Source organism: Streptomyces sp. S186 (assembly GCF_051603415.1).
Classification (GTDB): domain Bacteria; phylum Actinomycetota; class Actinomycetes; order Streptomycetales; family Streptomycetaceae; genus Streptomyces.
The window spans coordinates 275867-301574 of the sequence record NZ_CP193932.1; the positions used below are offsets into that span (position 1 = coordinate 275867).

A 25708-nucleotide genomic window follows, 5' to 3' on the forward strand; every position below is an offset into this window, starting at 1 on the left:
GCCCGAGGTCACCCGGCTCGAAGGGACACCTGATGCGAGATCTCGAAGACCTCCGCCCGTCCCCGTCCATGGAGCACGACGATGCGCTCCGCGCGGCGGCCGATCAAGTACGCGCAGCACGGCCCGAGTTGGCGGGGCCCTTCTTACGTTCCCTGCCCGGGGCGCGGGCCACGGTGCTGGGGCGCCTGTGGGGGGCGTTCGCCCGGGAGCCGCTGCCGGGGATCACCGGCCGGCGCCGCGACGGTGGCGATCTGACCGTCTTCCTGGTAGGCGGCGGGCGGCTGTCGGGCGATGCGGCCGTCGCCGAGCGGTTCGCCCGGACGGAGCCCGGCTTCGCCGTGGAAACACCCGCGGGACCGGTGTCGGACCCGGTGCGGCTCCTGGCCGCGCTGGGCCTGCGCACGCCGGCGGCCCGCACGCTGAGTGCCGAGTTGGCCAACAGCGTGGCCAACCTGGCCCTGGCCCGGGCCGCCGCCGGGGCCCGCCGGCCTGTGGTGCGCGACAGTGTGGACGCCGAACAGGCCGTGGTCGACGGCCACCCCCAGCACCCGTGCTGCCGAACCCGTACCGGCCTGTCGGTGGCCGAGGTACTGGCCTACGCACCCGAGCACCGGCCCGTGATCGACGTGCCCTTGCTGGCCGTGCCCGCCCGCCGGTGGCAGCAGGCCGGCACCTGGCCGGCGGAGCTGCGCGACGGTGACACGGTGCTGATGCCGCTGCATCCCTGGCAGCGCGACCACGTCCTCCCGCGGTGCGCGGGCCTGTCGCCGTCCGGGAGGTCGGTCACGGCGCGTCCGCTGATGTCCCTGCGGACCCTCGCCCCGCTGGACGCCCTGCCCGGCTGCCACGTCAAGACATCGCTGGACGTGCAGGTGACGAACTACCGACGGACCATCGCCCCGGCGGAGGTCGCCGACGGTCCTGTGCTGTCCGACCTGGTGGCGGCGGTCGTCGAGAAGTCCGGCCACGCCGACCGGCTGAGCGTGCTGCGGGAGCTGGGCGGCGGCGCCGTGCGCGTGGACGGACAGCCGTGCCCGTCGCTGGCCTCGATGGTGCGGGAGTCGGCCGACCGGTACACGGGCCCGGACGAGATCGCCGCACCCCTGACCGCCGTCTACGCCACCGAGGCCGCCCTGATCAGCGGTGACGCGGTGGACTGGCTCGGGGAGTTCGCGGAGCTGGTGCTGCCACCCGTTCTGACGCTGCTGTCCATGGGGGTCGCGCTGGAGGCGCACGGGCAGAACACGCTGGTGGTGCTGCGGCGGGGCCGCCCGGTACGCGTGCTGTACCGGGATCTGGACGGCGTGCGGGTGAGCGGACGGCGCCTGGCCGCCTGCGGCTTCGAACTGTCGCGGCTGGCCGGGAGCCGCGCCGGGGAGGACCCTTTCGCCCTGCGGGCCAAGCTGTTCGGCGCGCTGCTGAGCGGTGTGTTCGGCGAGCTGGTGGCGGTGCTTTCCCGGGCGCGTGGAGCCGAGCCCGACGACCTGTGGGCCGTGGTCGCCGGCGTCGCCCGGAGGGTTTTCGCCGCGCTGCGGGCCGAGGACGGTGACGAGGAGGCGTTCTTCGCCGCCGCCTGGCCGTTGAAGGCCGGCACCGCGATGCGGCTGGCCGACGTCCCCGGCAAGGCCCAGTGGGTGGCGGTGCCCAACCCGGTGGCCGCCCACCGCGGCAGCACCCGGCGGGAGGTCCGGCGATGACCTCTCCGACGCTCGGCCCGCCGGCCCCCGGCACCACCGCCACCGACGCCGACGGCACCACGGCGGACGTGGTGACCGCGCACACCCTGCTCAACTGCCTGGTGCGTGAGGTCTCCGGACCCGAACGCCAGGTCACCGTCGCCGACGGACACCTGCTGGTGCGTCTGCCGCGCCGCGGGGTGCTGCTGCGGGTGGCGCTGCGTCGTCTGTCGCTGATCGGCGCCCACCGCTTCAGCGGGCCGCCCGAGCGCCGCGAGGGCGCCGCCTGGTCCCCGCTCGGCTCGGCCGCACTCGCGGAACTGATCCGCGCGGAACTCACCCTGCGCACCGGCGCGGACAACGAGGAGTTCACCGCCCAGGTCGCCGCCAGCCGTGCCACCGTCGGCACCGTGCTCCAGGCCCGGCGCGCGCACCGGCCCCCGCCCGACGCCTATCTCGCCTCCGAGCAGTCCCTCGTCTACGGGCACCGCTTCCACCCCACCCCCAAGTCCCGTAGCGGAGACCCGCGGGAGTGGCTGGAGTACGGGCCGGAGACCGGCAGCCGGTTCGCGCTGCGCTATCTCGCCGTACCGCCCGAACTGCTGTGTGCGGAAGGCGACTCCGGCGCCCTGGACACCCTGGGGCCGGGCCGGCCGGGCCACCTCGTCCTGCCCGTCCACCCGTGGCAGTACCGGATGCTGTCCGGACACCGTGGCCTGCGTGCGGCGCTCGCCCGCGGCGACGTGCACGATCTGGGCAGCTGCGGTCCCCCGGTGGCACCCACGGCATCGGTGCGCACCGTGTACGAGCCGGCCGCCGACGTGTTCCTGAAGTTCAGCCTGAATGTGCGGCTGACCAACTGCGTACGGAAGAACTCCGCCTACGAGCTGGCCGGTGCCGTCGTCCTGCACGGCGTCGTCCAGCCGGTGTTCGCGGCGCTGCGCGCGCGGTATCCGGGGTGCGGCATGCTGGGCGAGCCGGGCTACCGCAGTCTCGACCTCGACGGCAGCCGCGACCTGCACGAGGGTTTCGGGGTCATCGTGCGCGAGGGCTTCGGCCGGCATCTGCCGCCCGCCGTCACCCCCCTGCTGGCCGCCGCCGTCGCCGACGAGTATCCCAACAGTCCGGCACACGTCTCCCGGCTCCTGGCCCGCCGCGGCTCCGACCCGCTGGCCTGGTGGGACGCCTATCTCGGACTGCTGCTGCCGCCGGTCCTGGCCGCGTACTTCGAGCACGGCGTGGTCCTGGAGCCGCATCTGCAGAACGTGGTCGTCGGCGTGCGCGCGGACGGCATGCCCGCACACGTCCTCTTCCGCGACCTGGAGGGCACCAAGCTCGTCCCCGAACGCCACCACCGGACGCTGGCCGCGCTGGACGAGGAGACGAGCGGACCGCTCACCTACAGCGCAGCCCGCGGCTGGGACCGGGTCGCCTACTGCCTGCTGGTCAACCATGTCGCGGAAATGGTCAGCGCACTGGCCGACACCGCGCCCGCGCTGGAGGCGTCCCTGTGGGGGCTGGTCCACGACCACATCGCGGCCTACGCGGCCGACGCGGGCAACCCGCCCAGGCTGCGGGCGCTGCTGTCCGGCGTGCCGCTGCCCGCCAAGGCCAACCTCCTGCTGCGCTGGGCCCGCCAGGCCGACCGGCACGCCACCTACGTGCCGCTGCCCAGTCCGCTGTCCGACGACTTCCCCCGGCAGGTAACCCCGTGAAGCCACACCTGGAAGACCATCTGCGGCGCCTGACGGACGACGAACTCCCCGCGTACGTCTACGACTTGGGCGAACTGCGCCGACATGTCCGCGCCATCCGGGAAGCGCTGCCCGAACGGGTGGACGTGTTCTACGCGGCCAAGGCGAACCCGGATCCCCGGCTGCTGCGGGTACTGCGGGACGTCGTCGACGGCTTCGAGGTCGCCTCCGGTGGCGAACTCCGGTACACCCGGGAGGAGTTGCCCCGGGCGCGCCTCGCCTTCGGCGGACCGGGAAAGTCGGCGCCCGAACTCGCCCAGGCCCTGGACCTCGGGGTGGAGCGACTGCACGTCGAGAGCGAGCACGAACTGCGGATGCTCGGCGAGCACGCCGCGTCCCGCCCCGTAGAGGTGCTCCTGCGGGTCAATCTGCCCGTCGGCCTGGGCGAGGTGTCACTGGCGATGGGAGGACGGCCCAGTCCCTTCGGCATCGATCCCACCCGCCTGGATGCCTGTCTGCGGATCCTGGCCGCCCACCCCGGCATCCGGCTGCGGGGCGTGCACGCCCACCTGGCCTCCGGCCTGGATGCCGGCGCACAGCTGCGGGTCGCCGGGCAGGTCATCGCCTGGGCCGTGGAGTGGGCCCGGTCCCGGGACATCCGGCTGCGGGAGGTCAACATCGGCGGCGGAATGAGCGTCGACTACGCCGACCCGGGGCGCCGCTTCGACTGGCACGGCTTCGGCCGTGGCCTGCGCCGCATCCTGGACGACCACCCCGGGCTGACGGTGCGCATCGAACCGGGCCGGTCGGTGAGCGCGTACTGCGGCTGGTACGTGACCCGGGTCCTGGACGTCAAGCACAGTCAGGGCGAGGCGTTCGCCGTGCTGGCCGGGGGCACCCATCATCTGCGCACTCCGGCCGCCAAGGGCCACAACCAGCCGTTCGAGGTCGTGGCCCGTGACGACTGGCCCTGGCCGTGGGCGCGGCCGGCCGTCGCCGGCGAACCGGTGACGCTGGCCGGGCAGTTGTGCACCCCCAAGGACGTCCTGGCCCGACGCGTACCCGTCGGGCGGCTGCGGGCGGGCGACCGCGTGGCGTTCGCGATGGCCGGGGCCTACGCGTGGAACATCTCCCACCACGACTTCCTGATGCACCCGGCACCCGGATTCCACTACCTGGACACCGCGTTCCCGGATTCCGCGTCCCCGGATCCCGGGAACGCGGATTCCGCTCGCCCGGGCGTCGGGGCGCCCCCGCCCGCCGTGCACGCCCAGCCGTCCAGGGGAGGCCGCGTTGCCCGGCGCCGCGGCTGACGTCACGGAAGCGGAGACCCCACCGCCCGGGCCGGCCGCGCCCCATGCCCTCCGCGTCCCCGCCTTCCGCCGCTATCTGCTCGGGCAGTTGGTGTCCAACACCGGAACGTGGATGCAGCGGGCCGCGCAGGACTGGCTGGTCCTCCAGCTCACCGGGCACAGCGGCACCGCCGTCGGCATCGTGACCGCACTTCAGTTCCTCCCCCAGAGCCTGTTCGGCCTGTGGGGCGGCGTCATCGCCGACCGGTACCCCAAACGCACCCTGTTGCTCCTCACCCAGAGCCTCATGGCCGGTCAGGCCCTGCTCCTGGGAACGCTGACGCTCGGCGGCACGGTGCGTGTCTGGCACGTCTACGCCCTGGCCACGGCCCTTGGGGCGGTCACCGCGCTGGACGGGCCGGCCCGAAACGCCTTCCTCGGCGAACTGGTCGGCCGCGCACGCCTGCCCAGCGCGGTCAGCGTGAACGCGGCACAGTTCAACGCCGCCCGCTTCCTCGGACCGGCCGCCGCCGGGGTGACCATCGCCGCCCTCGGCAGCGGCTGGGTCTTCCTGCTGAACGCCGTCTCGTACGCGGCGGTCCTCGCCGGGCTGGGCACCATCCGCCCGCACGGCCTCGTCCCCGCGCACCGCCGGGCGGCGAACGACGTGCGGCTGACCGACGCCCTGCGGCACATCCGCGCCACTCCCCCACTGCGCCGCACGCTCGCCCTGACCGCCGTCATCGGTACGTTCTGCCTGAACTTCCAGGTGACGATCTCCCTCATGGCCGCCACCGCATTCCACACCGGTGCGGCGGCGTTCGGCGCACTGTCCGCCGCCTATGCCGCGGGCAGTCTGCTCGGAGCGCTGCGGGCCGCGGGCCGCAGCCGGCCGCCCTCGCTGCGGCTGCTCGTGGGGTGGGCCGCGGCGTTCGGTCTGCTCGAAGCCGCGACCGGCGTCATGCCCACTCCCGTCGCCTGTGCCGTGCTGCTGGTGCCGACCGGAGCCGCCGCCGTCCTGGTGACCACCACGGCGAACACGCTCGTCCAGCTCACCACCGATCCGGAGATGCGCGGCCGCGTGCTGTCCGTCTACTTCCTCGTCCTCCTCGGGGGCACCCCCCTCGGCGCCCCCCTGATCGGCTGGATCGCCCAGACCTTCGGCGCCCGGTACGGGCTCGTCCTCGGCGGGGCGGCCGGCCTGCTGGCCGCCGGGGCGGTGGCCGCGGCCCGCCCGGCCGCCGCTCACCCGAAAGGGGAAGCCTCCCGTGGTCCAACCGCCGACGGGCTCCGGGATGTGTGACCCTGCGGCCATGCGGGTGCTGCTCATCGAGGACGACAACGCCATCGCCGAACCCCTGGCCGAGGGGCTGGGCCGCTACGGCTTCGCGATCGACCGGGTCGGCACCGGGGCGGCCGCCCTCGCCGCTCCGGTGCCCGACATGGTCCTGCTCGACCTCGGGCTGCCCGACATGGACGGCATCGACGTCTGCCGTACGCTGCGCAGCCGCTCCCGCGTGCCGATCATCATGATCACCGCGCGGGGTGACGAGACCGACCGCGTCGTCGGCCTCGAACTGGGCGCCGACGACTACCTCTCCAAGCCCTTCGGGATCAGGGAGCTCATCGCCCGCATGCGCGCCGTCACCCGCCGCGCCCACCTCACCGACCCGATGACCCACGACCCGGCCGCCGGTGACGGGATGCGGCCCGCCCACGGCACGCCGCAGCGCGTCGGCGACCTCGTCATCGACCGACGGACCAGGAAAGTCCACGTCGCGGGCGAGCACATCGCGCTCGCCCCCAAGGAGTTCGGCCTCCTCTCCCTCCTCTGCGAGGATCCCGGCGCCGTCTACTCGCGCCAGCACATTCTCGACACCGTCTGGGACCCCAACTACTTCGGCCCGACCAAGACACTCGACGTCCACATCGCCGCCCTGCGCCGCAAACTCGGCAACCCCGCCTGGATCGAGACCGTCCGAGGAGTCGGCTTCCGGCTGACCGCCCCCGCCGACGGCGGCGAGGGCCACCGGTGATCCACCGCGTCCTGCTCAGCTACCTCACCCTCACCGTGCTCGTCCTGCTCACCCTGGAGATCCCCTTCGGGATCCTCTACGCCCGCAGCCGGACCTCTGCGCTCACCACCACCCTCGAACGCGATGCCGTGGTCCTGGCCGAACTCGCCGAGGAGGACATCGAGAACGCCGACACCCGGGCGCTGCCCCACCTGCTGAACGGCTCCATCCGACGCCACGACACCCAGGCCGTCGTCGTCGACCGGCACGGAACCGTTCTCACCACCGCCCCGACGGTCCCACCCCCACCGGCACGGAACCTGGCCAGGGCACCGGACATCATCGCCGCACTGCACAACCAGCGCACCAGTGGCATCACCCGCGACCCTCTCTCCGGCGGCGAGGCCCGCTACGTCACGGTGCCGGCCGCCTCCGGACCCACCGTCCGCGGCGCCGTCCGGATCACCGCCCCCACCCGCGACACCACGGCACGCATCCACACCGCCTGGGCCCTGCTGGCCGGCGCCGGGCTCGCCGTCCTCGCCGCCATGACCGCGATAGGGCTCACCCTCGCCCGCTGGACCACCCGGCCGGTACGCAAGCTCGAACGCGCCACCGCCCAGCTCGCCGCCGGCACCCTGACCGAGCCGCCCGCGGTCGACGTCGGGCCGCGTGAACTCCGCCGCCTCGCCGCCACCTTCAACCGCACCGCGACCCGCCTGCAGCACCTCCTCCGCGCCCAGCACCGGTTCGCCGCCGACGCCTCCCACCAGCTCAAGACCCCTCTGACCGCGCTCCGCCTCCGCCTGGAGAACCTCGAACCCGACATCAACGCCGAGGCACGCCACCACCTCGACCAGGCCATCGCCGAAACCGACCGTCTCGTGCGCATGGTCCACGGGCTGCTCGCCCTGGCCCGCCTGGAGGAAGACCACACCGCCCCCACCCCCGTGGACGCCGACGCCGTGGTGCACGACCGGGTCGAGACGTGGTCGGCCTTCGCCACCGACCAGGACGTCACCCTCCGCCTCACCGGCGCACCCACCGGCCACGTCCAGGCCATCCCCGGAGCCCTGGAACAGATCCTCGACAACCTTCTGGCCAACGCGCTGCGCGCCACACCGCCCGGAAGCACCGTCACCCTCCACCGCGCCCCGGTCCCCACCCCGCACCACCGGACCGCCCCACCCGTGCACCTCCACGTCATCGACCAGGGCCCCGGCATGACCGCCACCGAACGCGAGCGCGCCTTCGACCGCTTCTGGCGCGCGCCCAACGCCTCCCCCGGCGGCACCGGACTCGGCCTGACCATCGCCCGCCAACTCGCCCAGGCCGGCGGCGGCTCCCTCGAACTCCACCCGCACCCCGCCGGCGGGCTGGACGCGGTGCTCCACCTGCGCCCAGCCGCACCATCGCCCGGCAACCGAGCCGGGCGAGCCGGCGCCGGCTCACTCATCTAGGGCGTGTCCGAGGGCAGCGGGGCGGTGAGTTCTTTGAGTTGCGGGAGTACTTCGGCCGCGAAGAGCCGCTGGCTGGCTTCGATCTCGTCGTAGCCGAGGCCGCCATGGGAGAACACGACATTTGCCTGCACCGGTCCCATCACCTCAAGTCGCCTCCGGTATTTCTCGATGATCTGGTCAGGCGTGCCCCAGATCTGCGCGTCCACAAAGGTGCGGGCGGCGTTCTCCATTCCGGCCGCGCGGATCGCCGCGGCGCCTGCCGCGTAGTCCGTGTAGCCCTTCGTCCCGGCGAAGTGCTCACCGGCGAAGTCGTAATGCTGGACCACGGATACGAAGTAGTTGCCGATCGCTTCTCGGGCACGTCGTTCGGCCACGGCCGGGTCGGCGTGGCAGTAGGTGAAGTCGGTCAGTACGGCCGGTCCGGGAGGGCGACCGTGCCACTCGACGAAAAGGGCGCGATACCGGGCGATCGCCGCGGCGTGTACTTCGGCGGGGTACTGGACGAAAGTCATCATCGTCGCCCCGAGTTCGGCGGCGATGAGCTGAGAGTCCGGCGACATCGCCACGCAGAAGAGCCGGTCGGCGAACGACCTGGTGGGCCGCGGCCGGACCTCGACCCGGGGCTGGGGGTAATACGGGCCGTCGTTGTCCACGACTCCGCTCTCCAGCCCGCGCAGCACCATGCGCGCCGCCTCGTCGAACCGTTCCCGGGCCTCCTTCATGTCCACCCGGAATCCGTCGAACTCCCGCTTCGCCAGCCCGCGGCCGAGTCCGACCAGCAGCCTGCCCCCACTGAGGTGATCCAGCATGATCAGCTTCTCCACCACGCGCAGCGGGTCGTTCCACGGCAGAATCACCGCCCCCGTGCCCAGGGCAACGGTGCTGGTGCGGGCGGCCAGATACGACAGCACCTGCATCGCGTCCGGACACATCGCGAAGTCGTCGAAGTGATGCTCCACCGACCAGATCGAATCAAATCCCTGGTCCTCGACCTGGTCGAGGAGTTTCAGCTCCGCGCGGTACATCCCTTCGTCGCTGAGGTTCTGTCGCCAGTTCTGCCACCCCAGGTGGTATCCGACGTGCATGGCTCCTCCGTTTCCCTCGGTACAGAGCCCGAGTCCGGAAAAATCAGGTGTCGAGGGACGGCGGTGTGGGGCCGGCGGTGAATCCGCCGTCCGTACTGATCTCGGCGCCGTTGATATAGGAGGCGGCGTCGGAGACCAGGAAAGCCACGAGCGCGGCGACTTCGTGGGCCTGCCCGACGCGGCGCAGCGGGACGCCGGGATGGTTTCCGGGGCCGGCAGGAGGGGCGATGCCCTTGACCATGGGCGTGTCGATGATCCCGGGATGAACGCTGTTGACGCGGATTCCGTATTCGCCCAGTTCCAGGGCGGCCACCTTCGTCAGACCTCGGAGCGCCCATTTGGACGCCGAGTAGGCGCCGCTGTAGGCAATGCCCATCAGTCCGGCGGCCGAGGAGACATTGACGATGGCCCCCTGGCGTGCGGAACGCATCGCCGGGAGCACGGTCTGGATTCCCAGGAAGGCACCGAGCAGGTTGGTCTGCAGCACCCGTTCGAAGGACTCCAGGGATTCGTTCTCCAGAGACCTCATGTGAAAGATCCCCGCATTGTTCACCAGGGCGTCCACCCGTCCGAACTCATGGGTGGCCACGGCCAGGGCACGCTGCCAGTCGGATTCCCGGGTGACGTCCAGATGCACATAGCGCGCGCCGTTTCCCAACGCAGCGGCGACTTCCTGCCCTTCCTTGTCCAGCACGTCCCCGAGGACCACGTGGCCGCCCAGGCGAACGAAGAGCCTGGCCGCTGCCTCGCCCTGTCCGCGTGCGGCTCCGGTGATGAGTGCGACTTTCCCCTGCAGCGTCAGCATGCCTCGTCCGCCCCCTTCGCTTCGTCGTACGAGGGATGTGGGGCTCGGGAAGGCGGCCAGTAGGGCTGTCGCTGAAAGGCATACGTGGGCAGGTCCACCGCACGAGCGCCGGTTCCCTCGAAGACGGTTTTCCAGTCCACCTGAGCCCCCTCGGCGAAGGAACGGCACAGCTCTGCCAGCGCGGATCCCACCAGTGGGGAAAGGAACCGAGAAGAGGGTTGCGCGTCACCCGGGAAGATCATGACGCCGGGGTGCGTGTGCGGAGTGTTGTCGGCGAGGGCGCGGGTGGCGTCGAGGAGTTCGTCTCGATCGGGGGCCAGCAGGAGGGCGCGGTAGGGGAATTGACTGCGGGTGGTGGCGAGGGAGTAGGCGATGTCCAGGGCGCTGAGGTGGCGGTGGCGTTCGGCGTGTGCGGCGAGGCTGCGGGCCTGTGCGGGCAGGGCGCCGGGGGTTCTGGCGGTGATGACCCAGGGTATGAGGGGCAGTTGTGTGGTGGGGGTTGCCGCGTGTTCCGGTGCCGGTGGCGCTTCTTCGAGGATGACGTGGGCGTTGGTACCCCCGATGCCGATGCCTGTCACGGCGCAGCGGCGTGGCCGGTCCGGTCGGTGGGGCCAGTCACGCGGCTCGGTCAGCAGCCGGACGGTGCCTGTGCTCCAGTCGACGTGGGGCGTGGGTTCGTCGGCGTGGAGGGTGGGCGGAAGAATGCCATGGTGCAGAGCCATGACCATTTTGATGATCCCGCCGGCGCCGCCGGCGGCTTGCGCATGGCCCAGGTTGGACTTCACCGACCCGAGCCACAGTGGGTGCTCCGACGTGTGGTACTGCCCGTAGGTGTCCAGGAGTGCCTTGACCTCCAGGGAATCGACCACCGGGGTTCCGCTGCCGTGTCCTTCCACGGCGTCGATGTCGGCGGGCCCGAGGTCCGCTCGGGAGAGCGCCTGACGGATGAGTCTGCGACACGCTTCTTCGCCGGGGACGACCATGGCGTTACGGGGGCCTTCCTGACTGACGGCCGAGCCCCGGACCACAGCCAGTACGCGGTGCCCATGACGGTGTGCGTCCGCCAGCCGTTCCAGCACCAACACGCCGGCGCCCTCGCCGAAGGCCACGCCGTCGGCCCCGGCGGCGAAGGACTTGCTGCGACCGTCCCGGGCAAGACCGGTGATATGTCCGAGGGAACTGAACAGCATCGGCGTCGCCATGACCGTGGTGCCACCGGCCAATGCCAGGGTGCACTCCCCGTCCCGCAGTGCCTGGCAGGCCAGATGGAGGGCTACCAGCGAGGAGGAACATGCGGTGTCCACGGTGATGCCCGGCCCTTCCAGGCCCAGTGCGTAGGCGACGCGGCCGGCGAGGACGCTGCCCAGATTTCCCGCGAAGAGGTACTCCCCTGCTTCCTTCTCCCGGTTGGGCAGGGACATCAGGAGAGTGAGGTAGTCGTGGTACATGGCGCCGAAGTAGACGCCCGTAGGGGTGCCCCGGAGACCTGCCGGATCAAGCCGGGCATGCTCCAGGGCCTGCCATGCCACCTCCAGCAGAAGGCGCTGCTGGGGATCGGTGACGAGGGCTTCCGTCGCCGTCATACCGAAGAACGGCGCGTCGAAGTCGGCCGCGTCATCGAGGAAACATCCGGCCTCGACCCGCAGTGGATCGGCCGGGCCAGTGGGGTCCGGGCGCCAGGTCTCCCAGTGTCGTCCGCGCGGCAGGGGGCCTGCGGCGTCCCTGCCGGCCGAGACGAAGTCCCACATGTCTTCCGGGGAGTTGACGTTTCCGGGGAACCGGCAGCCCATCCCCACGATGGCGATGGGGTCCTGGTGGGGGGAGAACCGGGCGGCCTGTTCCTTGAGGCGTTGGTTCTCGGTGAGAGCCGCCCGTAGCGCTTCCACGAGCCGCTCCGACGCAACGGTGGACACAGGCTTCTCCGATCGTGCTCAGGACGGGGACGGGGTGTCGGGCAGCGCCAGGCGGATGAGTTCGTCCGCGCTCATGGCTTGGATGGTCTCCACTTCGCTCCGCGGGGTGGCCTGACCCGCGTCGGCCGGTTGGGACGGGCCGGTGAGCTTCTGGCTGATCAAGTGGGCGACCGCGCGGATGTCCGGGTACTCGAAGACCAGCGTGGCGGGCAGCTCCAGGCCGCTGGACTTGTTGATCCGGTTGCGGAACTGAATCGCAATCAGGGAGTCGAAGCCCAGCGAGTTGAAGGGGGCGTCGACGTCAAGGCTCGCGGGCCGGGAGTGCGCCAGCACCGCTGCCGCATGCTCGCGGACGAAGGCCAGCACGGCGGCCTCCTGCTCGCTCGGGGGCAGGCCGCGGAGGGCGCACATGATGTCGGCCGTCTGCGAGTCCTGCTGGGAAGAGCTGTCCAGTGCCGTTTCACCGGTCGCCAACCGCTGTTCGTCCAGCCGCTGTTCGTCCAGACGCATGGGGATGAGCAGGGGCTCTCCCAGGGCCACGGCGGCATCGAAGAGGGCCAGTCCGTCGAGGCCCGGCAGTGCGGTCATCCCGAGGTGTGCCAGGCGAGCCCGGTTCACCTCGCTCAGCTTCGCGCCCATGCCGTGCTGGGGTTCCCACAGGCCCCAGGCGAGTGCTGTCGCGGGAAGGCCCCGGCTGGCCCGATGACAGGCCAGCGCGTCCAGGAAGGCGTTGGCCGCCGCGTAGTTGGCCTGTCCGGCGTTGCCCAGCAACCCACTTGCCGACGAGAACAGTACGAACATCGACAAGTCGAGGTGCTCGGTGAGTTCGTGGAGGAGGACGGCCGCGTCCGCCTTGGGCCGCAGAACCGTGTCCATCCTCTCCACCGTCATGGCACTCACCACGCCGTCATCGGTGATTCCTGCCGCATGGACCACAGCGGTGAGCGGGTGCGCGGCAGGGATGTCCGCCAGCACCTGTTCCAACGCTCGTCGTTCGCCGGCGTCGGCCGCGACGATGCTCACCTGCGCTCCTGCTGCGCACAGGCGGCCGGCCAGTTCGGCGGCGCCGGGGGCTTGTGCGCCGCGTCGGCTGAGCAGCAGGAGGTGGCGGGCGCCATGCCGGGTGACCAGGTGGTGGGCGAGCAGGCCGCCCAGGGCACCGGTTCCCCCCGTGATCAGTACGGTGCCCTCAGGGTCGAGCGGTGGCTCCGTGCGGGCGGTGGGCACATGTGCTGGGGAGAGCCGGGGGACGAAGACCCGGCTCCCTCGCACCGCTGCCGTTGGCTCCCGTAGGGACAGGGCGCGCTCGAAGGCGGCAGGGGTGGCGTCACCGTCGACGTCGATCACCGCGAACCGTCCGGGGTGTTCGGACTCCGCTGCCCGGATCAGTCCCGCACAGGCCGCACCCGCGAGGTCGGGCGCATCCTGGCCGGCGGCCAGGGCCACGGCCCCCCGTGTCACCAGCACCAGGCGGGAGGACCGGAACTGTTCGTCATCCAGCCAATCCTGAACGCTGTACAGAGCGCGATGCGTTGCGGCACGGACGTGTTCACCGCGGACGCCTTCGTCGCGGACGTCTTCTCCCCGGACGTCTTCGCCGCGGACGGTGAAGCACACCGTCTCAGGCAGGACATCGCCTGCTTTGACCGCCGCACGCAGGGCCGTCCAGTCCGGGTGGACAGCGGTATCCGCGCCGGCGGCCCACAGCCACTCCCCACCGTCCCCCACGACCGCCACCGGGGCCGGTGCGGGACTGTCGGCGGCGGGACGGGCCTCCGACCACGACAAGCGGTACAGGTCTTCGCGCCATCGTCCGGTGGCGAGCGCCAGTTGGTCGCCTGTCACGGCGCGGCCCACGAGAGTGTCCACCTGGAGCACGGCCCGACCTGCCTGGTCGAAGACGGCGAGCCGCATCCTGCCGCGGTCCTCGGGCGCGGGGCGATCACGACGCGCAACGCGGTCGCGCCCCGTTGACGCAGCGAGACCCCGCTCCAGGCGAAGGGCACCAGGGGTGCCGACGCGCCCTCGGGAGTCCCGGACAGGTGAGCGGCGGTCAGGGTCTGCAGGGCTGCGTCGAAAAGTGCCGGATGCACCCCGTACCGATCGCAGTCGCTCCCCGCCTCCCGCGCTGCGACCACTTCGGCATACAGCACGTCGCCGTCGCTCCAGACCCGTCGCACTCCCTGGAAGGCCGGCCCGTAGTCGTAGCCCCGGGCACGGAGGCGTTCATACAGCGCGCTGATGTCTACGGCGTGTGCTCCGGGTGGCGGCCACGCTTCGGGGCCGGCGTCCGCCACCACGTCCCGCGCCGACACCCGTCCCTCGGCATGGCAGGTCCAGGCAGCCCGAGGGCCACCCGCGGCCGGTATGCCCTGGTCCTCACGCGCGAAGACACTGATACGGCAGCGGCCCTCCTCCGGCGGCGCCACCGCGATCTGGAGCTGTACCGCTCCCTGCTCGGGAAGCACCAGCGGGGTCTGCACCGTCAACTCGTCCAGAGTGGGGAAGCCGCAGGCAGTCCCCGCGTGCAGGGCCATCTCCACCAGTGCGGTGCTGGGGACCACCGTGCTTCCCATGAGCACATGGTCGGCGAGCCAGCCAGGCGCATCCCGCGAGATCACACCGGAGAACAGTGTCTGGCCCGTCTCCGCGTTCTCCACGGCCGTGTCCAGAAGCGGGTGATCCGCGGAGTGGGAGGTCGTCCGCGGACCGAGATCGGGCAGCGGCAACCAGTAGCGCCGGCGCTGGAACGGATAGGTGGGGAGATCCACTGCCTGGGCCCGGGTACCGGTGAACACGGAAGTCCAGTCCACCTCGGCCCCGCAGACATGTGCTTCGCCGATCGCCCGCAGCATCTGTGCCCGGTCACCGTGGCCGCGCCGCAATGTGCCGTGCGCCAGGATCTCGGTGTTCTGGTCCTCGGCGATCTCCTCAAGCGCGGCGGTGAGTACCGGATGGGCGCTGCACTGGATGAAGTGCCGGAATCCGTCGCTCAGCAGGGTCCGGGTGGCGGCTTCGAAGGAGACGGGCTCCCTGGTGTTGCGGTACCAGAATCCGGCACTCATCTCCGAGCCGTCCACCCGTCCCCCGGTCACCGTGGAGTACAGCGGAATCCGCGCGGAGCGGGGTGTGAGGCCCGCCAGGCCGTTGAGTATCTCGTCCCGGATCTGCTCCACCTGGGCCGAGTGCACGGCGACATCCGTATCCAGGCGGCGGGTTCGCACGCCGGCGGCGGTCAACTCCCGTTCCAGTGCGTCCAGAGCGTCGTCGCTCCCGCACACCACCGTGCTGTGCGGGCTGTTGACCGCGCACAGCGACAGGCGGCCCCGCGCGCTCTCGATCCGCGGTCGCAGCGCCGGTAACGGCAGTGCTGTCGCCAGCATGCCGCCGGCACCGGCGAGCCTTGACAGCGCGTCACCGCGGATCCCCACGACCCTGGCGGCATCCTCCAAGGAGAGCACCCCCGCGATATACGCGGCCGCTATTTCCCCTTGCGAATGCCCCACCACGGCCGCCGGCTCAACCCCGTAGTGGCGCCACAGCTCGGCCAGTGAGGTCAGTACGGCGAACATGGTGTGGCTCAGCACGTCGATCCGGTCGACCGGAGGCGTCCCCGGCCGCTCGCGCACCACATCGATCAGGGAGAAGTCCGCGAACGGAGCGAGCGCCTCGGCACAACGCTCCATGTGCTCGGCGAACGGGACGCACGTGTCCAACAGCTCCGCCGCCATGCCCGGCCACTGCGCGCCCTGCCCCGGGAAGATCATCACCGGTCCGCTGGAAGGAAGCGAGGGGACGGCGGAGAAGGTGTCGGGCGTGGGGCGGTCCTCGGCGAGAGCGCGGGCTGCGCCGATGAGTTCGTCGCGCTCACGGGCCAGGAACAGCGCGCGATGGCTGAAGTGACTGCGCGTCGTGACCAGCGCATACGCGAGGTCGAGAGCGCTCAGCTCAGGATGGGCTTCGGCATGTGCCGCCAGGGCACGTGCCTGGGCTCGCAGCGCCGTACGGGACTTCGCGGAGACGGCCCAGGGGATGAGAGGCAGCTGTGTGGTGGGGGCGTCTGTGGTGGACGGAAGCTCAGGTGGTCGCGCCTCTTCAAGGACGACATGGGCGTTGGTGCCGCTGATCCCGAAGCCCGACACGGCGCAGCGGCGCGGCCGGTCAGGGCGGCGGGGCCATTCCCGCGGCTCGGTCAGGAGCCGGACGGTGCCCGGGCCCCAGTCCACACGTGGGGTGGGCGCATCCACATGCAGAGTGCGTGGCAGCAGCCCGTGTTGGAGCGCCAGGACCATCTTGATGATCCCGGCGGCACCGGCAGCTGACATCGTGTGACTGATGTTGGATTTCACCGACCCCAACCACAGAGGCCGTTCCGGCCTGCGTCGCTGTCCGTAGGTGTCCAACACCGCCTGCAGCTCGTGCTGGTCCCCCAGCAGGGTGGCTGTGCCGTGCCCCTCCAGCGCGTCGATGTCGGTCGGTGCCACTGCCGCGTCCGCCAGAGCACTGCGGATCACGCTTGCCTGGGCCGACCCGCTGGGGGCGGTCAACTGGGCACTGGCACCGTCCTGGTTGACGGCGGTGCCCCGTATCACCGCCAGGACGCGGTGCCCGTTGCGCCGGGCGTCCGGTAATCGTTCCAGGAGCAGCACGCCGGCCCCCTCGCCGAAGGCCGTACCGTCGGCGGACGCCGCGAAGGACTTCACCCGGCCGTCGGCGGAGAATCCCCGTTGACGGCTGAAATCCTGCAGGACTCCGGGCGTGGCTTGCAAAGTGACGCCGCCCGCGAGCGCCAGGGTGCACTCCTGGCGCCGCAGCGACTGACAGGCCAGATGCACGGTCACCAGGGACGACGAGCAGGCCGTGTCCACGGTCAGTGCGGGGCCCGCCAGGTCGAGCAGGTACGACACCCGGCCCGAGGCGACCGCGTTGGTACTGCCGACCAGCAGATGCCCCTGATACTCCTCCAGCCCGCGGCCCCCGGTCATCCACCGCATGCCGTAATCCGTATTCGTCAATCCCGCGAAGACGCCGGTTCGGCTGCCGCGCAGAGAGTGCGGATCCAGCCGGGCATGTTCCAGAGCCTCCCAGCAGATCTCCAGCCACAGTCGTTGCTGCGGGTCCGTTGCCGAGGCTTCGCGCGGGGACAATCCGAAGAACTCGGCATCGAATTCGGCCGCATCGTGCAGGAATCCGCTCCGGGGAAGCGAGACCTTGCCGGATGCCTCCGGATCAGGGTCATGGAGACCACGTTCCCAGCCCCTGTCCGACGGAAAGGGCGAGAGCACATCCCGGCCTTCTTCGAGAATTGTCCAAAACGCCTCGGGTGAGCTCGCGCCACCGGGGAACCGGCAGGCCATACCCACGATGGCGACCGGCTCGCACCCGACAACCGAATCTCTTCCCACGGGGACCCCTTTCCTACGTTCCTGTGTGATACCCGCCCTACGCCTACGCTTCCAGGTCCCAAGCTCCAGCCCTTACGCCGGTAGTCCCTCAGCCACCGGTACCCACCCCAAGCCACGGAATTCGCTATCGCTTCTCCGCACCAGAGCAAATACTGGTATTACACGGCGCATTGCAGCATGACGGGGGCGCACAGCTGGCCCGATAGGATCGAGCACCGCGAGCTGGCTCAGGAAGCAGCTACCGGGTCCGGCCCAGCCCCCCAACCCGAACCGAGGAGGACCGTTGCCACCGGAATCGATGGCGGAAACCCTCTGCCGCACCGCCGCCGTGGGGCCGTTCTTCTCCGTACGGACCAACGCCGGAGCACCACGGGAACAGGGCTTTCTCCCCCTGCCTGAGCTGTACCGACAGGACTCCCCACTGGCGTTGCACAAGCGGGTGGAGGTGGTGGCCACGCGGCTCGGTACAGCAGAACGGCGGGTCGCCGCGTCCCTCGTTCACCAGGGACTCGCCGGACGCCTGTGGTCGATCGCCCTCGCACCGGCGGTGCTGGCGGGACGCGTCCCCGATCTCGGCAGCGACACTCTGTGGTGGCATCCGGCCCGGAGCGTACCGGACGAACTCTGGCTCCCCACCTCGTCCGCACCGCCGGCAACCTCCGAGGAGGACGTGACGAGCCGACTGCAGGCAGCGGTTCTGCAGGGGCATCTGGTGCCGCTACAACGGGCCATCAGCACCGTGTGCCCGATCTCGCCCCGGCTGCTCTGGGGCAACGCGGCCTCGGCGCTGGTCGGCGCCCTTCGTGTGCTGGATGGTTGGTGCCGCAGGACAGGCCGCAGGGAGGCAGCGGAACGCGCCGCGACACTGACCGCATCCATGCTCGACGACCCGCTTCTGCACGACTCGGGCACGCTTGATCCTGCCGCTCCGCAGTTTTCCCGGCGCAGTTGCTGCCTGTACTACCGCGTTCCTGGCGGAGGACTGTGCGGAGACTGCGTGCTTCGGCAGGCCGGGCGGTAGCGGCCGGAACGGGAACCCACGGGACACCGCCCCAGGCCGCCGGGGCACAGCGATCGGTCAGCTGCTCCCGATGCGGAAGCGTGGAAATCCGGTAGCGGACTTGGGCCGTCGCACACCAGCATGCCACGCATGAGTGAACACCCCGCGCGATGGACCACGGCAACTGTCTACCCCGACATGTGGGTCGATCCGGACGACGACCCCCGCAACAACGACGGGCCCAGTCCGGACGGCGAGCTGGCGACGGTGCAGGACCTCCTGAGGGACTACCGCCTGACCCTGCGGATGAAGTGCGAGGGCCTGGATGCCGAGCAACTGGCACGTCGGTCGGTTCCCCCGTCGACGATGTCGCTGCTCGGTCTGGTTCGGCACCTCGCCGAGGTGGAACGGAACTGGCGCAACTGGATCAGCGACGGCGACCCACTGCCGAAGCTGTACGGCGAGAGGGACTCGGACTTCGACGGAGCGGTTGCCGAGCCGGCCGTGGTCGAGGCGGCGTTCCGCGATCTGGAGCGCGAACAGGCCGCGACCGACGCCGCACTGGCCGGGCATCCGGACCTGGGCGAGCGCGTGGGGATGGACGGGATCGCGGTTCGGGAACTGTTGGTGCACAGGGTCGACGAGTACGCCCGGCACTGCGGGCACGCCGACCTGTTGCGCGAGTGCATCGACGGAAGGGTGGGTCAGTAACGAGGACGGGATCTCCTCCTGTCCCACAACCGGCCCCGTCCCCCAACTCCCGTCTCTATTATTGGCGTTCTCATAGAGTTGGGCTCTGGAAGAGGAACGGAACGGGGAGCTATGGCGATCCGAATCAGCACCGCGGCGGACGACGACGGCGGAGTTGCCCTCCGTGACCTGTACGGGTGGCTGCGGCAGGACCCGGACGTCCGCAACCACGCGGATCTGAGTCTGGAAGCCGCCCAGCAATCTCCCGGCACGATGGGGGCGTTGGACGTCGTCAACATGGTCCTCGGGCAGGGCTTCTCCGCACTGAACCTGGCACTCTCCTACGCCGCGTGGCGAGCGGCGCGCCCCACGGCCCCGGCGATCACCCTCACGGTCAACGGTGTGTCGATCACGGTGCGCGACGGCTCCGAGGAGACGGTGCGCCGCATCGTGCGAGAGCTGAGTACTGACGATCCCGCAGGCAGCGCGTAATGGGTCTACCCGCCCCCTCGGCATCCCGCGCCGTGCTCATCGGAGTGGATGCGTACGAGGACGAGGGCCTCCACGACCTGCCGGCCGTGGCCAACAACATCCGCGAGCTCGCGAAGCTGCTCACCGGCCCCGATTCGTGGGGGCTCCACCCGGACAACTGCGTCGTCCTGACCAATCCCGAGTCCCCTGGTGCGGTGCTCGACGCCCTCCACAGGGCAGCGGCCGAGGCCGAGGACGCCGTGTTGGTCTACTTCGCGGGCCACGGACTGTTGTCTGTCCAAGCAGACCTCTACCTGGCGCTGCCCCACTCACATTCCGGGCGTCTCTACGACGCGGTGGCCTACGACTGGCTGCGTCATGAGCTGGTGCACGAATGCACGGCGCGCAGTCGAGTGGTGATCCTGGACTGCTGCTACAGCGGGCGCGCGCTCCAGGGCTACATGAGCGCTCCGGTCGCCATGGCCGACCAGAGCGTGGTCGAGGGAACGTACGTCATGACGGCCGCCGCCGAGACCAAGCTGGCGCTCGCTCCGGAGGGGGAGGAATTCACCGCGTTCACCGGCGAGTTGCTCAGGGTCATCGCCGATGGCGTTCCCCACGCCCCCGACCCCCTGGACATGCACGCGCTCTACTCCCACATACATCGTGAACTCACGGCGAAGGGGCGCCCGGTCCCGCAACAACGGAGCCGCAACGGCGGCCATGCCATCGCCCTGGCACGCAACCGCCAGGCCAGGCATTCCGGAGAGCGGACTGGAGAACATGACGGCCAGGACGAGCCGGCGTCACGGCTCGTGCTGTCGAATGCCGGTCCCCCCGACCGCGGCCAACGCGTCGACGCGTGGATACGGACCCAGCGGGTTGTCCGGCGGATCAACCGGCTGGTCGCCGGCGGGACCGCGCTGGCCGCCGTCGCGGGCGCGCTGGGCCTGTGCTGGCTTGTGAGGTCCCCCGCCACTGCCTGTGGCAACGGAATGGAGTCGCGCGGAGGCGAGTGCATCGGAGTCAGCGACGGCAGCGTGTCGTTCGCCCCTGACCTTGCGGATATCACCCTGCGCATCAGGCAGGAGAACGACCGTATCGACCGTATCGCGGATGGTCCGTCGGTCACCATCGCCGTGATGGACGCCATGACGTCGTCAGCGTTGGCGGCCTCGTCGGCCTCATCCAGCGGCGCCCCCCGCACAAGGCTCCTGCACGAACTACAGGGAGCCCAGCTGGCGCAGTACAAGGCCAACCACATCGAGATCAAGGGGCCTGCCCCCAAGATCCGCCTCGTACTGGCGAACTCCGGCGGCGACGGGGCGCAGGGCGCATCCGTCGCCGAGCAGCTCCGAGCGATGGCCGACGACGCTCACCATGCGCTGCGCGCCGTGATCGGCTTCAGTGCGCGTACGCACAACACCGCTGACGCCATCGCATACTTGATGCGGCATCAGGTCCCGGTGGTCACCCAGTCCGATGCCGACGACATCGTCAACGCCCCACAGCGTCCGGACGCGTACCCGGGCCTGGTGAGGGTCTCCCCCACCATCACCGAACAGGCCGTGTCGCTCGGTACCCTCTACCGCGGGATCCGGCCGGACGAGGCGCTGGTCGTTGAGGACACCCGCTACGACGATGTCTACGTCAAGGCTCTCAAAGCGGCGTTCGAGAGGCTCACCGCAGGCGGCTCGCGAGCGCCCGAGCAGTTCGACTCCAGGACGACGGGCAGCAGCAACACCACGAGTGCGTCCGGCTCCTACTGGAGGGGCATGGCCGCTTCCCTCTGCAGCTCACCGACCAAGGTGATCTACTTCGCCGGACGGGAGCCCCAGCTACGGCAGTTCCTTCGCGCAGTCGCCAGACGCAGCTGCCTCGACCGGAAGTTCACCGTCGCCACCGGCTCCGACGCCGCAGCCGCCCTCACCGACAAGGGATTCGACTGGCGGGCACTCGGCGGCGGGATCACGGTGCGGTATGCAACCGTCGGCCATCCCGACATGTGGCAGAAGGACGGTTCCTCCGAGTTCGACGGGTCCCGATCGGCCATGGCGGAACTGAAGGCTCTCGCCGCTCGCATGCCCGCGGCCCACAGCTCCGTCGCGATCGACGGCTCGACCATCGCCGCGTACGACTCGGCGCTGACGGCCATCACCGCCATCCGCGCGGCGACCACGCCCGAGAACCCGGAGCAGCCGCCTGCTCAGCAGGACGTGTCGGGATGGCTCCACCGGTTTCACGGTGTGCACAAGTTCCAGGGCGCCGGCGGCTGGCTCTGCCTGGACCGATACGGGAACCCGTACGACAAGGCCGTCGCCCTCGTCGGCCTCGACCCGCACAAGGAATCCGACGTCTTCGTCTCCCTGGCCTGGCCCCTGGGCCACCCGCCCGCCCAGGAGTGCCCCGTACCCCCCTCCCCGTAACGCCTCACAGGCCCGCACGGCGTCTCCGTGCGGGCCTTGCCGTGCCACCCACTGTCGATCAGGGGTTGGGGGATGTTCTACGGCATGGTGAGGAGGAACGGGGTGTGGCCCGCGGGCACCACACCACCGCGGGTCCAGCCGGCGCTACTGGACGAGTTTGCCGATGGCGTTGGCCTCCTCGACCTGGCTGGCCAGGAAGTCCCAGGACAGGTTGATGTAGCCGCCGTCGCCCCAGTTGCCGCCCCAGGAGTTCTCGACGCGGACGCCCTGGTTGTTGTAGCCGACGATGGTGATCTCGTGGCCGCCGAGCACCGGGTCCTCGGCGCCGCCGGGTTGATAGGAGTAGTCCGCCGCCTGCTGCTGGTTGATGTCCTGGAAGCTCTGGTGGACCGGGAGCGAGATGGCGACCGGCTCGCCGTCGGCGAGGGCCTGCTTCACGTCGGCCTGGATCTGGTTGCCGGTGTGCAGTTGGGTGTGGCCCGACAGCTTCCAGTGCGCGGCGTTCTGCCGCTCGGCGTCGGTCGGCTGAGTGGTGAAGTCGAAGTCGCCCTGGCTGTAGTCCGCCTTCGAGTCGACGCCCTGCGACTCCGCGATGCTGAACGTCGCGTCCGGGGTGCTGCCCTGGTCGTTGCCCTTGGCTATCTGGGCGTAGGTGTACATGGGCGCCTGCGGGCCGGTGGTGATGCCCTGTTGCTTCTCCTGGATGCTGTAGCCGGAGTAGTCGATGGCCCAGGACACGCAGGAGCCGACGTGCCCCTGGTTGCCCGGGTCGATCGCGTACTTGCTCAGGTCCACGCTGTCCGGCACGTTGTTGGGCGCGCCGTCCTTGTGCGGAGAGAGGGCCGCGAGGCGGGAGGCGAGTGAGGCGTGCGTGGCGAACGTGCTCACCTTGCCGCCGGACGGCAACTTGGCGCCGAGTGCGTAGTGCTGGTGTGCAGTGGTGGTGGGGGTGTGGGTGGCGGGCGCGCCCGAGGCCAGGGCAATGCTGCCGGACACGGCGACGAGGGCGCCGCCGACGGCCACGGCGATGACGGCGCGCGCTCTCTTGTTCGTCGTCTTCTTGTGCGAGGGGTTCATGTGGGGGGTCTCCTCAGGGGGACGATGGTTCTGTTGACCCGATGCGGGTCACGGCCGCCGACCGGGGCCGGCCGGCGGAGCTTGGACGAGCGACGGGGTGAGCGTGCCTGGCGTCCGGTGATGCGGACTGGCGGGCCCGCGCTGGACCTGACCAGGTGATACCTGCCGAGCTGCGACAAGCAGGGGTCTCAACGCCCCTGAAAGGCACGTGAGTTGCGGGCGGCGCGTGCTCTGGCGCGGCGCGTTCGGGATTCAGACGAGGTCCGCAACGGAGTCTCCTTGCATAGGGAAGCAGCCTGTGCGCATCGGCCGTCAGGAAATGGCCGTGGTGTGCCCGGGCGGCTCCCGCGGGTGGGGGGTAAGGAGCCTGCAGCGCCGGACCGCCGATGCCGGAGGTTCCATCGGTGCGTTCCGGTGGAACTTCTGTTCGGCGGGCCGACTTGGGGTGGGAAGTTATGCGGCTCCGGCACCGCGCGTCAATCTCGCCGAAAGCCCTTGTACGGCGGCCAGTTGAGGCATGTGTGACGCGAATACCCAAAGATCTCAAGCATGTTGATGTGTGGCAGTGCGAGAGGGATATCCACTCTTGCCTGCCGGTGGTGTTGGTGGTGCCTGTGGGGTGACACCAGCCGCGGGTTCGCTTGCGTGGCCAGGGGAGATGCGGTTGACGAGCGACGCTCGGACGGGGTGGACGCAACCGTCGGGAGGGACGAGGTCGACCGGCGGAACCGCCCCGGCGGACGATGCACCCACCACCGACCACGCCTCCTTCCTTTTCCTTCTCTTTCCTCTCTCATGGGCTTGGGTGGGCACACGATGGACACCGACATGGAACTCGCCGGACGCCGATCATTGAACTCGCCGCCAAAGCCCGCACCGTGAACCCTCGTCACACCGCGAGCAATCATGCACATGCCAAGTCGCGAGGCTGATGGTCGGCATCCGAGGGAATGCGGAGTAGGGCTGCGTCGGCGGGGAAAATATCGGCCGTCACTCCACGCGATGGGAGCTCTCGGCATGACGATCAGTCACCGCATCATGGGAAACGGCGCGCACAAGGTCCTGGTCCTGCATGACTGGTTCGGCACCAGTGCGGCCTGGGGGCAGTTCCTCGACCACCTGGATCCGGAGGAATTCGGCTACGCCTTTCTCGACTACCGCGGCTACGGCGACCGGCAGGACGTGGCCGGCGAGTTCACGCTTGCCGAGATCGCCTCGGACGCACATGCCTTGGCCGACCAACTGGGCTGGGACACATTCTCCGTGGTCGGGCACTCCATGGGCGGCAAGGCGGCGCAGCGCGTACTGGCCCAGTCACCGCAGCGGGTGCGCAAGCTGGTGGGAGTCGCGCCGGTCCCCGCCAGCGCCTACGCACTTGAGGGCGACGCCTACGAGCTGTTTCACGGCGCGGCACAGAACCCGGCCAATCGGCGGGCCATTCTCGACCTGGTCACCGGCCATCGGGCATGCGACCGGTGGCTGGATGCGATGACGTCCCGCTCGGTCGCCGTCTCCCGGCCGGAAGCCTTCGCCGCCTATCTGACCGAGTGGACCACCCAGGACTTCGCCGCCAAAGTGGCCGACAGCCCCCACCCCGTGAAGGTCTTCGTCGGTGAGCACGACCTTGCTCTGACGCCCGAGGCGATGCGTAGCACCTGGCTCACCCACTATCCGCAGGCTGAACTGGAGATCCTCGCCAACTCCGGCCACTACCCGATGTACGAAGTCCCGGTGGCCTTCGCCACCGCCCTGGAGAGCTTCCTCCGTAGCTGACGCTGCTGACGCGCAGCCGGCCCCGCAGCAGGTGTTCACTGCTGCGGGGCCGGCGCTGGGGGCAAGTGTGGGGGTCAGTGGGGTCAGTGCTGCGGGTGCGGGTGCGGATGGAACAGGGACCGCAGGGATTTGCGGTGCTTGCCGGCGGTTCCGGGTGTGAGGCGCCCGGCTTCGACGCGTAGCCGGATGGCGTGGAACACCTCGACCGCACCCAGGACGATGGCCATGATTCCGGCCACCAAGGTGAGCACGGCGATCGAGGAGAACGGCGATACCACCAGCACGATGCCCGCGAGGAGGGTGAGGATTCCCAGGAACATCTGCCACCCGCGTGCGGGCATGGCGGGTGCGGACCCGGCCGCCGCCGTCATCATGATGCCGCGCAGCAGCCAGCCGAAGCCGATCCAGAGGGCGAGCAGGAAGATCGACTGCAGGATGCCCCGGAAGCAGATGAGCCCGAGCAGCACACTGACCGCGCCCGTGATGAAGTGCAGCGCCCGCAGATGCCCGGGGACGTGCGCGCCGAAGGCCGCGGCGAGTTGGAAGACACCGCTGACCAGCAGGTAGATGCCGAAGACCACTCCGACGACGCGCAGTGTCTCGCCCGGCCAGGACAGAACGACCACGCCCAACGCGATCGATGCCAGGCCGATGGTGATCAGGGCTTGCCAGCCGAGGTTCGCCATGGCGCCCAGGGCTTCGTCGGCCGGTGAGGTCGTCGCCTCCGGCCGCGGCTCACGTGGCGGGCCGCCGCCCGCGGGATCGGAGGGGAATGTCATGCTGCCTCCCTCGCTCAGAGCCCAGCTTGGTCAGATCAGGGCATTCCGATTCCGTTCCATCGTCTCCATCGTCACTCGTTCGGCCCCGTCGCGCTCGGGGAGAGGCGGCGGCTGTGCACCCCTTCCCGACCCAGCCCGTTCACCTGC

18 protein-coding genes are annotated in these 25708 nt (G+C 70.4%); 11 read left to right on the forward strand and 7 right to left on the reverse strand.

Annotation, left to right across the window (positions count from 1 at the left end):
• Positions 1-32 precede the first annotated feature (32 nt).
• The 6 genes from ACRAS8_RS01205 to ACRAS8_RS01230 are packed head-to-tail and all read left to right on the forward strand — an operon-like array spanning position 33 to position 8137.
• Positions 33-1697 carry an IucA/IucC family protein gene (locus tag ACRAS8_RS01205; protein WP_438483851.1) on the forward strand — a complete coding sequence of 555 codons (1665 nt, stop codon included), beginning with the start codon at positions 33-35 and terminating at the stop codon, positions 1695-1697.
• Entirely contained in the window at positions 1694-3391 is a 1698-nt protein-coding gene (locus tag ACRAS8_RS01210; RefSeq protein WP_438483852.1) for an IucA/IucC family protein, read from the forward strand. The genes ACRAS8_RS01205 and ACRAS8_RS01210 overlap by 4 nt, the downstream gene beginning before the upstream one ends.
• Positions 3388-4683, forward strand: a complete 1296-nt coding sequence (locus ACRAS8_RS01215; protein ID WP_438483853.1) for a type III PLP-dependent enzyme — start codon at positions 3388-3390, stop codon at positions 4681-4683. Before ACRAS8_RS01210 ends, ACRAS8_RS01215 begins: the two co-directional genes overlap by 4 nt.
• The gene (locus tag ACRAS8_RS01220; RefSeq protein WP_438483854.1) at positions 4664-5965 is read left to right on the forward strand and encodes an MFS transporter; all 1302 of its coding nucleotides are present in this window, start codon (positions 4664-4666) and stop codon (positions 5963-5965) included. Before ACRAS8_RS01215 ends, ACRAS8_RS01220 begins: the two co-directional genes overlap by 20 nt.
• Before the next feature lie 10 nt (positions 5966-5975).
• Positions 5976-6698: a response regulator transcription factor gene (locus tag ACRAS8_RS01225; RefSeq protein WP_438483855.1), complete on the forward strand. Its 723-nt coding sequence runs from the start codon at positions 5976-5978 to the stop codon at positions 6696-6698.
• Positions 6695-8137: an ATP-binding protein gene (locus ACRAS8_RS01230; RefSeq protein ID WP_438483856.1), complete on the forward strand. Its 1443-nt coding sequence runs from the start codon at positions 6695-6697 to the stop codon at positions 8135-8137. Before ACRAS8_RS01225 ends, ACRAS8_RS01230 begins: the two co-directional genes overlap by 4 nt.
• Here the strand turns inward: ACRAS8_RS01230 and ACRAS8_RS01235 are convergent.
• Genes ACRAS8_RS01235 through ACRAS8_RS01255 form a run of 5 tightly spaced genes read right to left on the reverse strand, consistent with a single transcriptional unit; the run spans position 8134 to position 17345 of the window.
• Positions 8134-9222: an LLM class flavin-dependent oxidoreductase gene (locus ACRAS8_RS01235; protein ID WP_438483857.1), complete on the reverse strand. Its 1089-nt coding sequence runs from the start codon at positions 9220-9222 to the stop codon at positions 8134-8136. The two genes, ACRAS8_RS01230 and ACRAS8_RS01235, sit on opposite strands and share 4 nt — an antisense overlap.
• Before the next feature lie 43 nt (positions 9223-9265).
• Positions 9266-10027: a glucose 1-dehydrogenase gene (locus ACRAS8_RS01240; protein WP_438483858.1), complete on the reverse strand. Its 762-nt coding sequence runs from the start codon at positions 10025-10027 to the stop codon at positions 9266-9268.
• A complete protein-coding gene (locus tag ACRAS8_RS01245) occupies positions 10021-11940 on the reverse strand; it encodes a beta-ketoacyl synthase N-terminal-like domain-containing protein (RefSeq protein WP_438483859.1) in 1920 nt (639 codons plus the stop codon). The genes ACRAS8_RS01240 and ACRAS8_RS01245 overlap by 7 nt, the downstream gene beginning before the upstream one ends.
• Before the next feature lie 18 nt (positions 11941-11958).
• A complete protein-coding gene (locus ACRAS8_RS01250) occupies positions 11959-13854 on the reverse strand; it encodes a type I polyketide synthase (RefSeq protein WP_438483860.1) in 1896 nt (631 codons plus the stop codon).
• Positions 13782-17345, reverse strand: a complete 3564-nt coding sequence (locus tag ACRAS8_RS01255) for a type I polyketide synthase (RefSeq protein ID WP_438483861.1) — start codon at positions 17343-17345, stop codon at positions 13782-13784. The genes ACRAS8_RS01250 and ACRAS8_RS01255 overlap by 73 nt, the downstream gene beginning before the upstream one ends.
• Positions 17346-17628: 283 nt before the next feature.
• On the opposite strand from ACRAS8_RS01255, the gene ACRAS8_RS01260 reads away from it, so the two are divergent.
• From ACRAS8_RS01260 to ACRAS8_RS01275, 4 genes are all read left to right on the forward strand, one after another.
• Positions 17629-18366, forward strand: coding sequence for a (2Fe-2S)-binding protein (locus tag ACRAS8_RS01260; protein WP_438483862.1), 738 nt, complete (start codon positions 17629-17631; stop codon positions 18364-18366).
• Between the two features lie 129 nt (positions 18367-18495).
• A complete protein-coding gene (locus ACRAS8_RS01265) occupies positions 18496-19056 on the forward strand; it encodes a DinB family protein (protein WP_438483863.1) in 561 nt (186 codons plus the stop codon).
• Positions 19057-19167: 111 nt separating this feature from the next.
• Positions 19168-19527 carry an effector-associated constant component EACC1 gene (locus ACRAS8_RS01270; RefSeq protein ID WP_438483864.1) on the forward strand — a complete coding sequence of 120 codons (360 nt, stop codon included), beginning with the start codon at positions 19168-19170 and terminating at the stop codon, positions 19525-19527.
• Entirely contained in the window at positions 19527-21932 is a 2406-nt protein-coding gene (locus ACRAS8_RS01275; protein WP_438483865.1) for a caspase, EACC1-associated type, read from the forward strand. Before ACRAS8_RS01270 ends, ACRAS8_RS01275 begins: the two co-directional genes overlap by 1 nt.
• A gap of 144 nt (positions 21933-22076) precedes the next feature.
• Here the strand turns inward: ACRAS8_RS01275 and ACRAS8_RS01280 are convergent, their stop codons facing one another.
• Positions 22077-23009, reverse strand: coding sequence for a C1 family peptidase (locus tag ACRAS8_RS01280; RefSeq protein WP_438483866.1), 933 nt, complete (start codon positions 23007-23009; stop codon positions 22077-22079).
• A gap of 1017 nt (positions 23010-24026) precedes the next feature.
• Here ACRAS8_RS01280 and ACRAS8_RS01285 point away from each other — a divergent pair.
• Positions 24027-24782: an alpha/beta fold hydrolase gene (locus tag ACRAS8_RS01285; RefSeq protein WP_438483867.1), complete on the forward strand. Its 756-nt coding sequence runs from the start codon at positions 24027-24029 to the stop codon at positions 24780-24782.
• Between the two features lie 83 nt (positions 24783-24865).
• Here the strand turns inward: ACRAS8_RS01285 and ACRAS8_RS01290 are convergent, their stop codons facing one another.
• Positions 24866-25561, reverse strand: a complete 696-nt coding sequence (locus ACRAS8_RS01290; RefSeq protein ID WP_438483868.1) for an HdeD family acid-resistance protein — start codon at positions 25559-25561, stop codon at positions 24866-24868.
• Positions 25562-25708: the final 147 nt, after the last annotated feature.

What these genes read in the sequence shown, in the direction of transcription:
- ACRAS8_RS01240 (WP_438483858.1), bottom strand. Translation starts at nt 10,027, where the DNA reads ATGCTGACGCTGCAGGGGAAAGTCGCACTCATCACCGGAGCCGCACGC.
- ACRAS8_RS01280 (WP_438483866.1), bottom strand. Translation starts at nt 23,009, where the DNA reads ATGAACCCCTCGCACAAGAAGACGACGAACAAGAGAGCGCGCGCCGTC.
- ACRAS8_RS01290 (WP_438483868.1), bottom strand. Translation starts at nt 25,561, where the DNA reads ATGACATTCCCCTCCGATCCCGCGGGCGGCGGCCCGCCACGTGAGCCG.
- ACRAS8_RS01250 (WP_438483860.1), bottom strand. Translation starts at nt 13,854, where the DNA reads ATGCGGCTCGCCGTCTTCGACCAGGCAGGTCGGGCCGTGCTCCAGGTG.
- ACRAS8_RS01225 (WP_438483855.1), top strand. Translation starts at nt 5,976, where the DNA reads ATGCGGGTGCTGCTCATCGAGGACGACAACGCCATCGCCGAACCCCTG.
- ACRAS8_RS01275 (WP_438483865.1), top strand. Translation starts at nt 19,527, where the DNA reads ATGGGTCTACCCGCCCCCTCGGCATCCCGCGCCGTGCTCATCGGAGTG.
- ACRAS8_RS01235 (WP_438483857.1), bottom strand. Translation starts at nt 9,222, where the DNA reads ATGCACGTCGGATACCACCTGGGGTGGCAGAACTGGCGACAGAACCTC.
- ACRAS8_RS01265 (WP_438483863.1), top strand. Translation starts at nt 18,496, where the DNA reads ATGAGTGAACACCCCGCGCGATGGACCACGGCAACTGTCTACCCCGAC.
- ACRAS8_RS01205 (WP_438483851.1), top strand. Translation starts at nt 33, where the DNA reads ATGCGAGATCTCGAAGACCTCCGCCCGTCCCCGTCCATGGAGCACGAC.
- ACRAS8_RS01210 (WP_438483852.1), top strand. Translation starts at nt 1,694, where the DNA reads ATGACCTCTCCGACGCTCGGCCCGCCGGCCCCCGGCACCACCGCCACC.
- ACRAS8_RS01270 (WP_438483864.1), top strand. Translation starts at nt 19,168, where the DNA reads ATGGCGATCCGAATCAGCACCGCGGCGGACGACGACGGCGGAGTTGCC.
- ACRAS8_RS01285 (WP_438483867.1), top strand. Translation starts at nt 24,027, where the DNA reads ATGACGATCAGTCACCGCATCATGGGAAACGGCGCGCACAAGGTCCTG.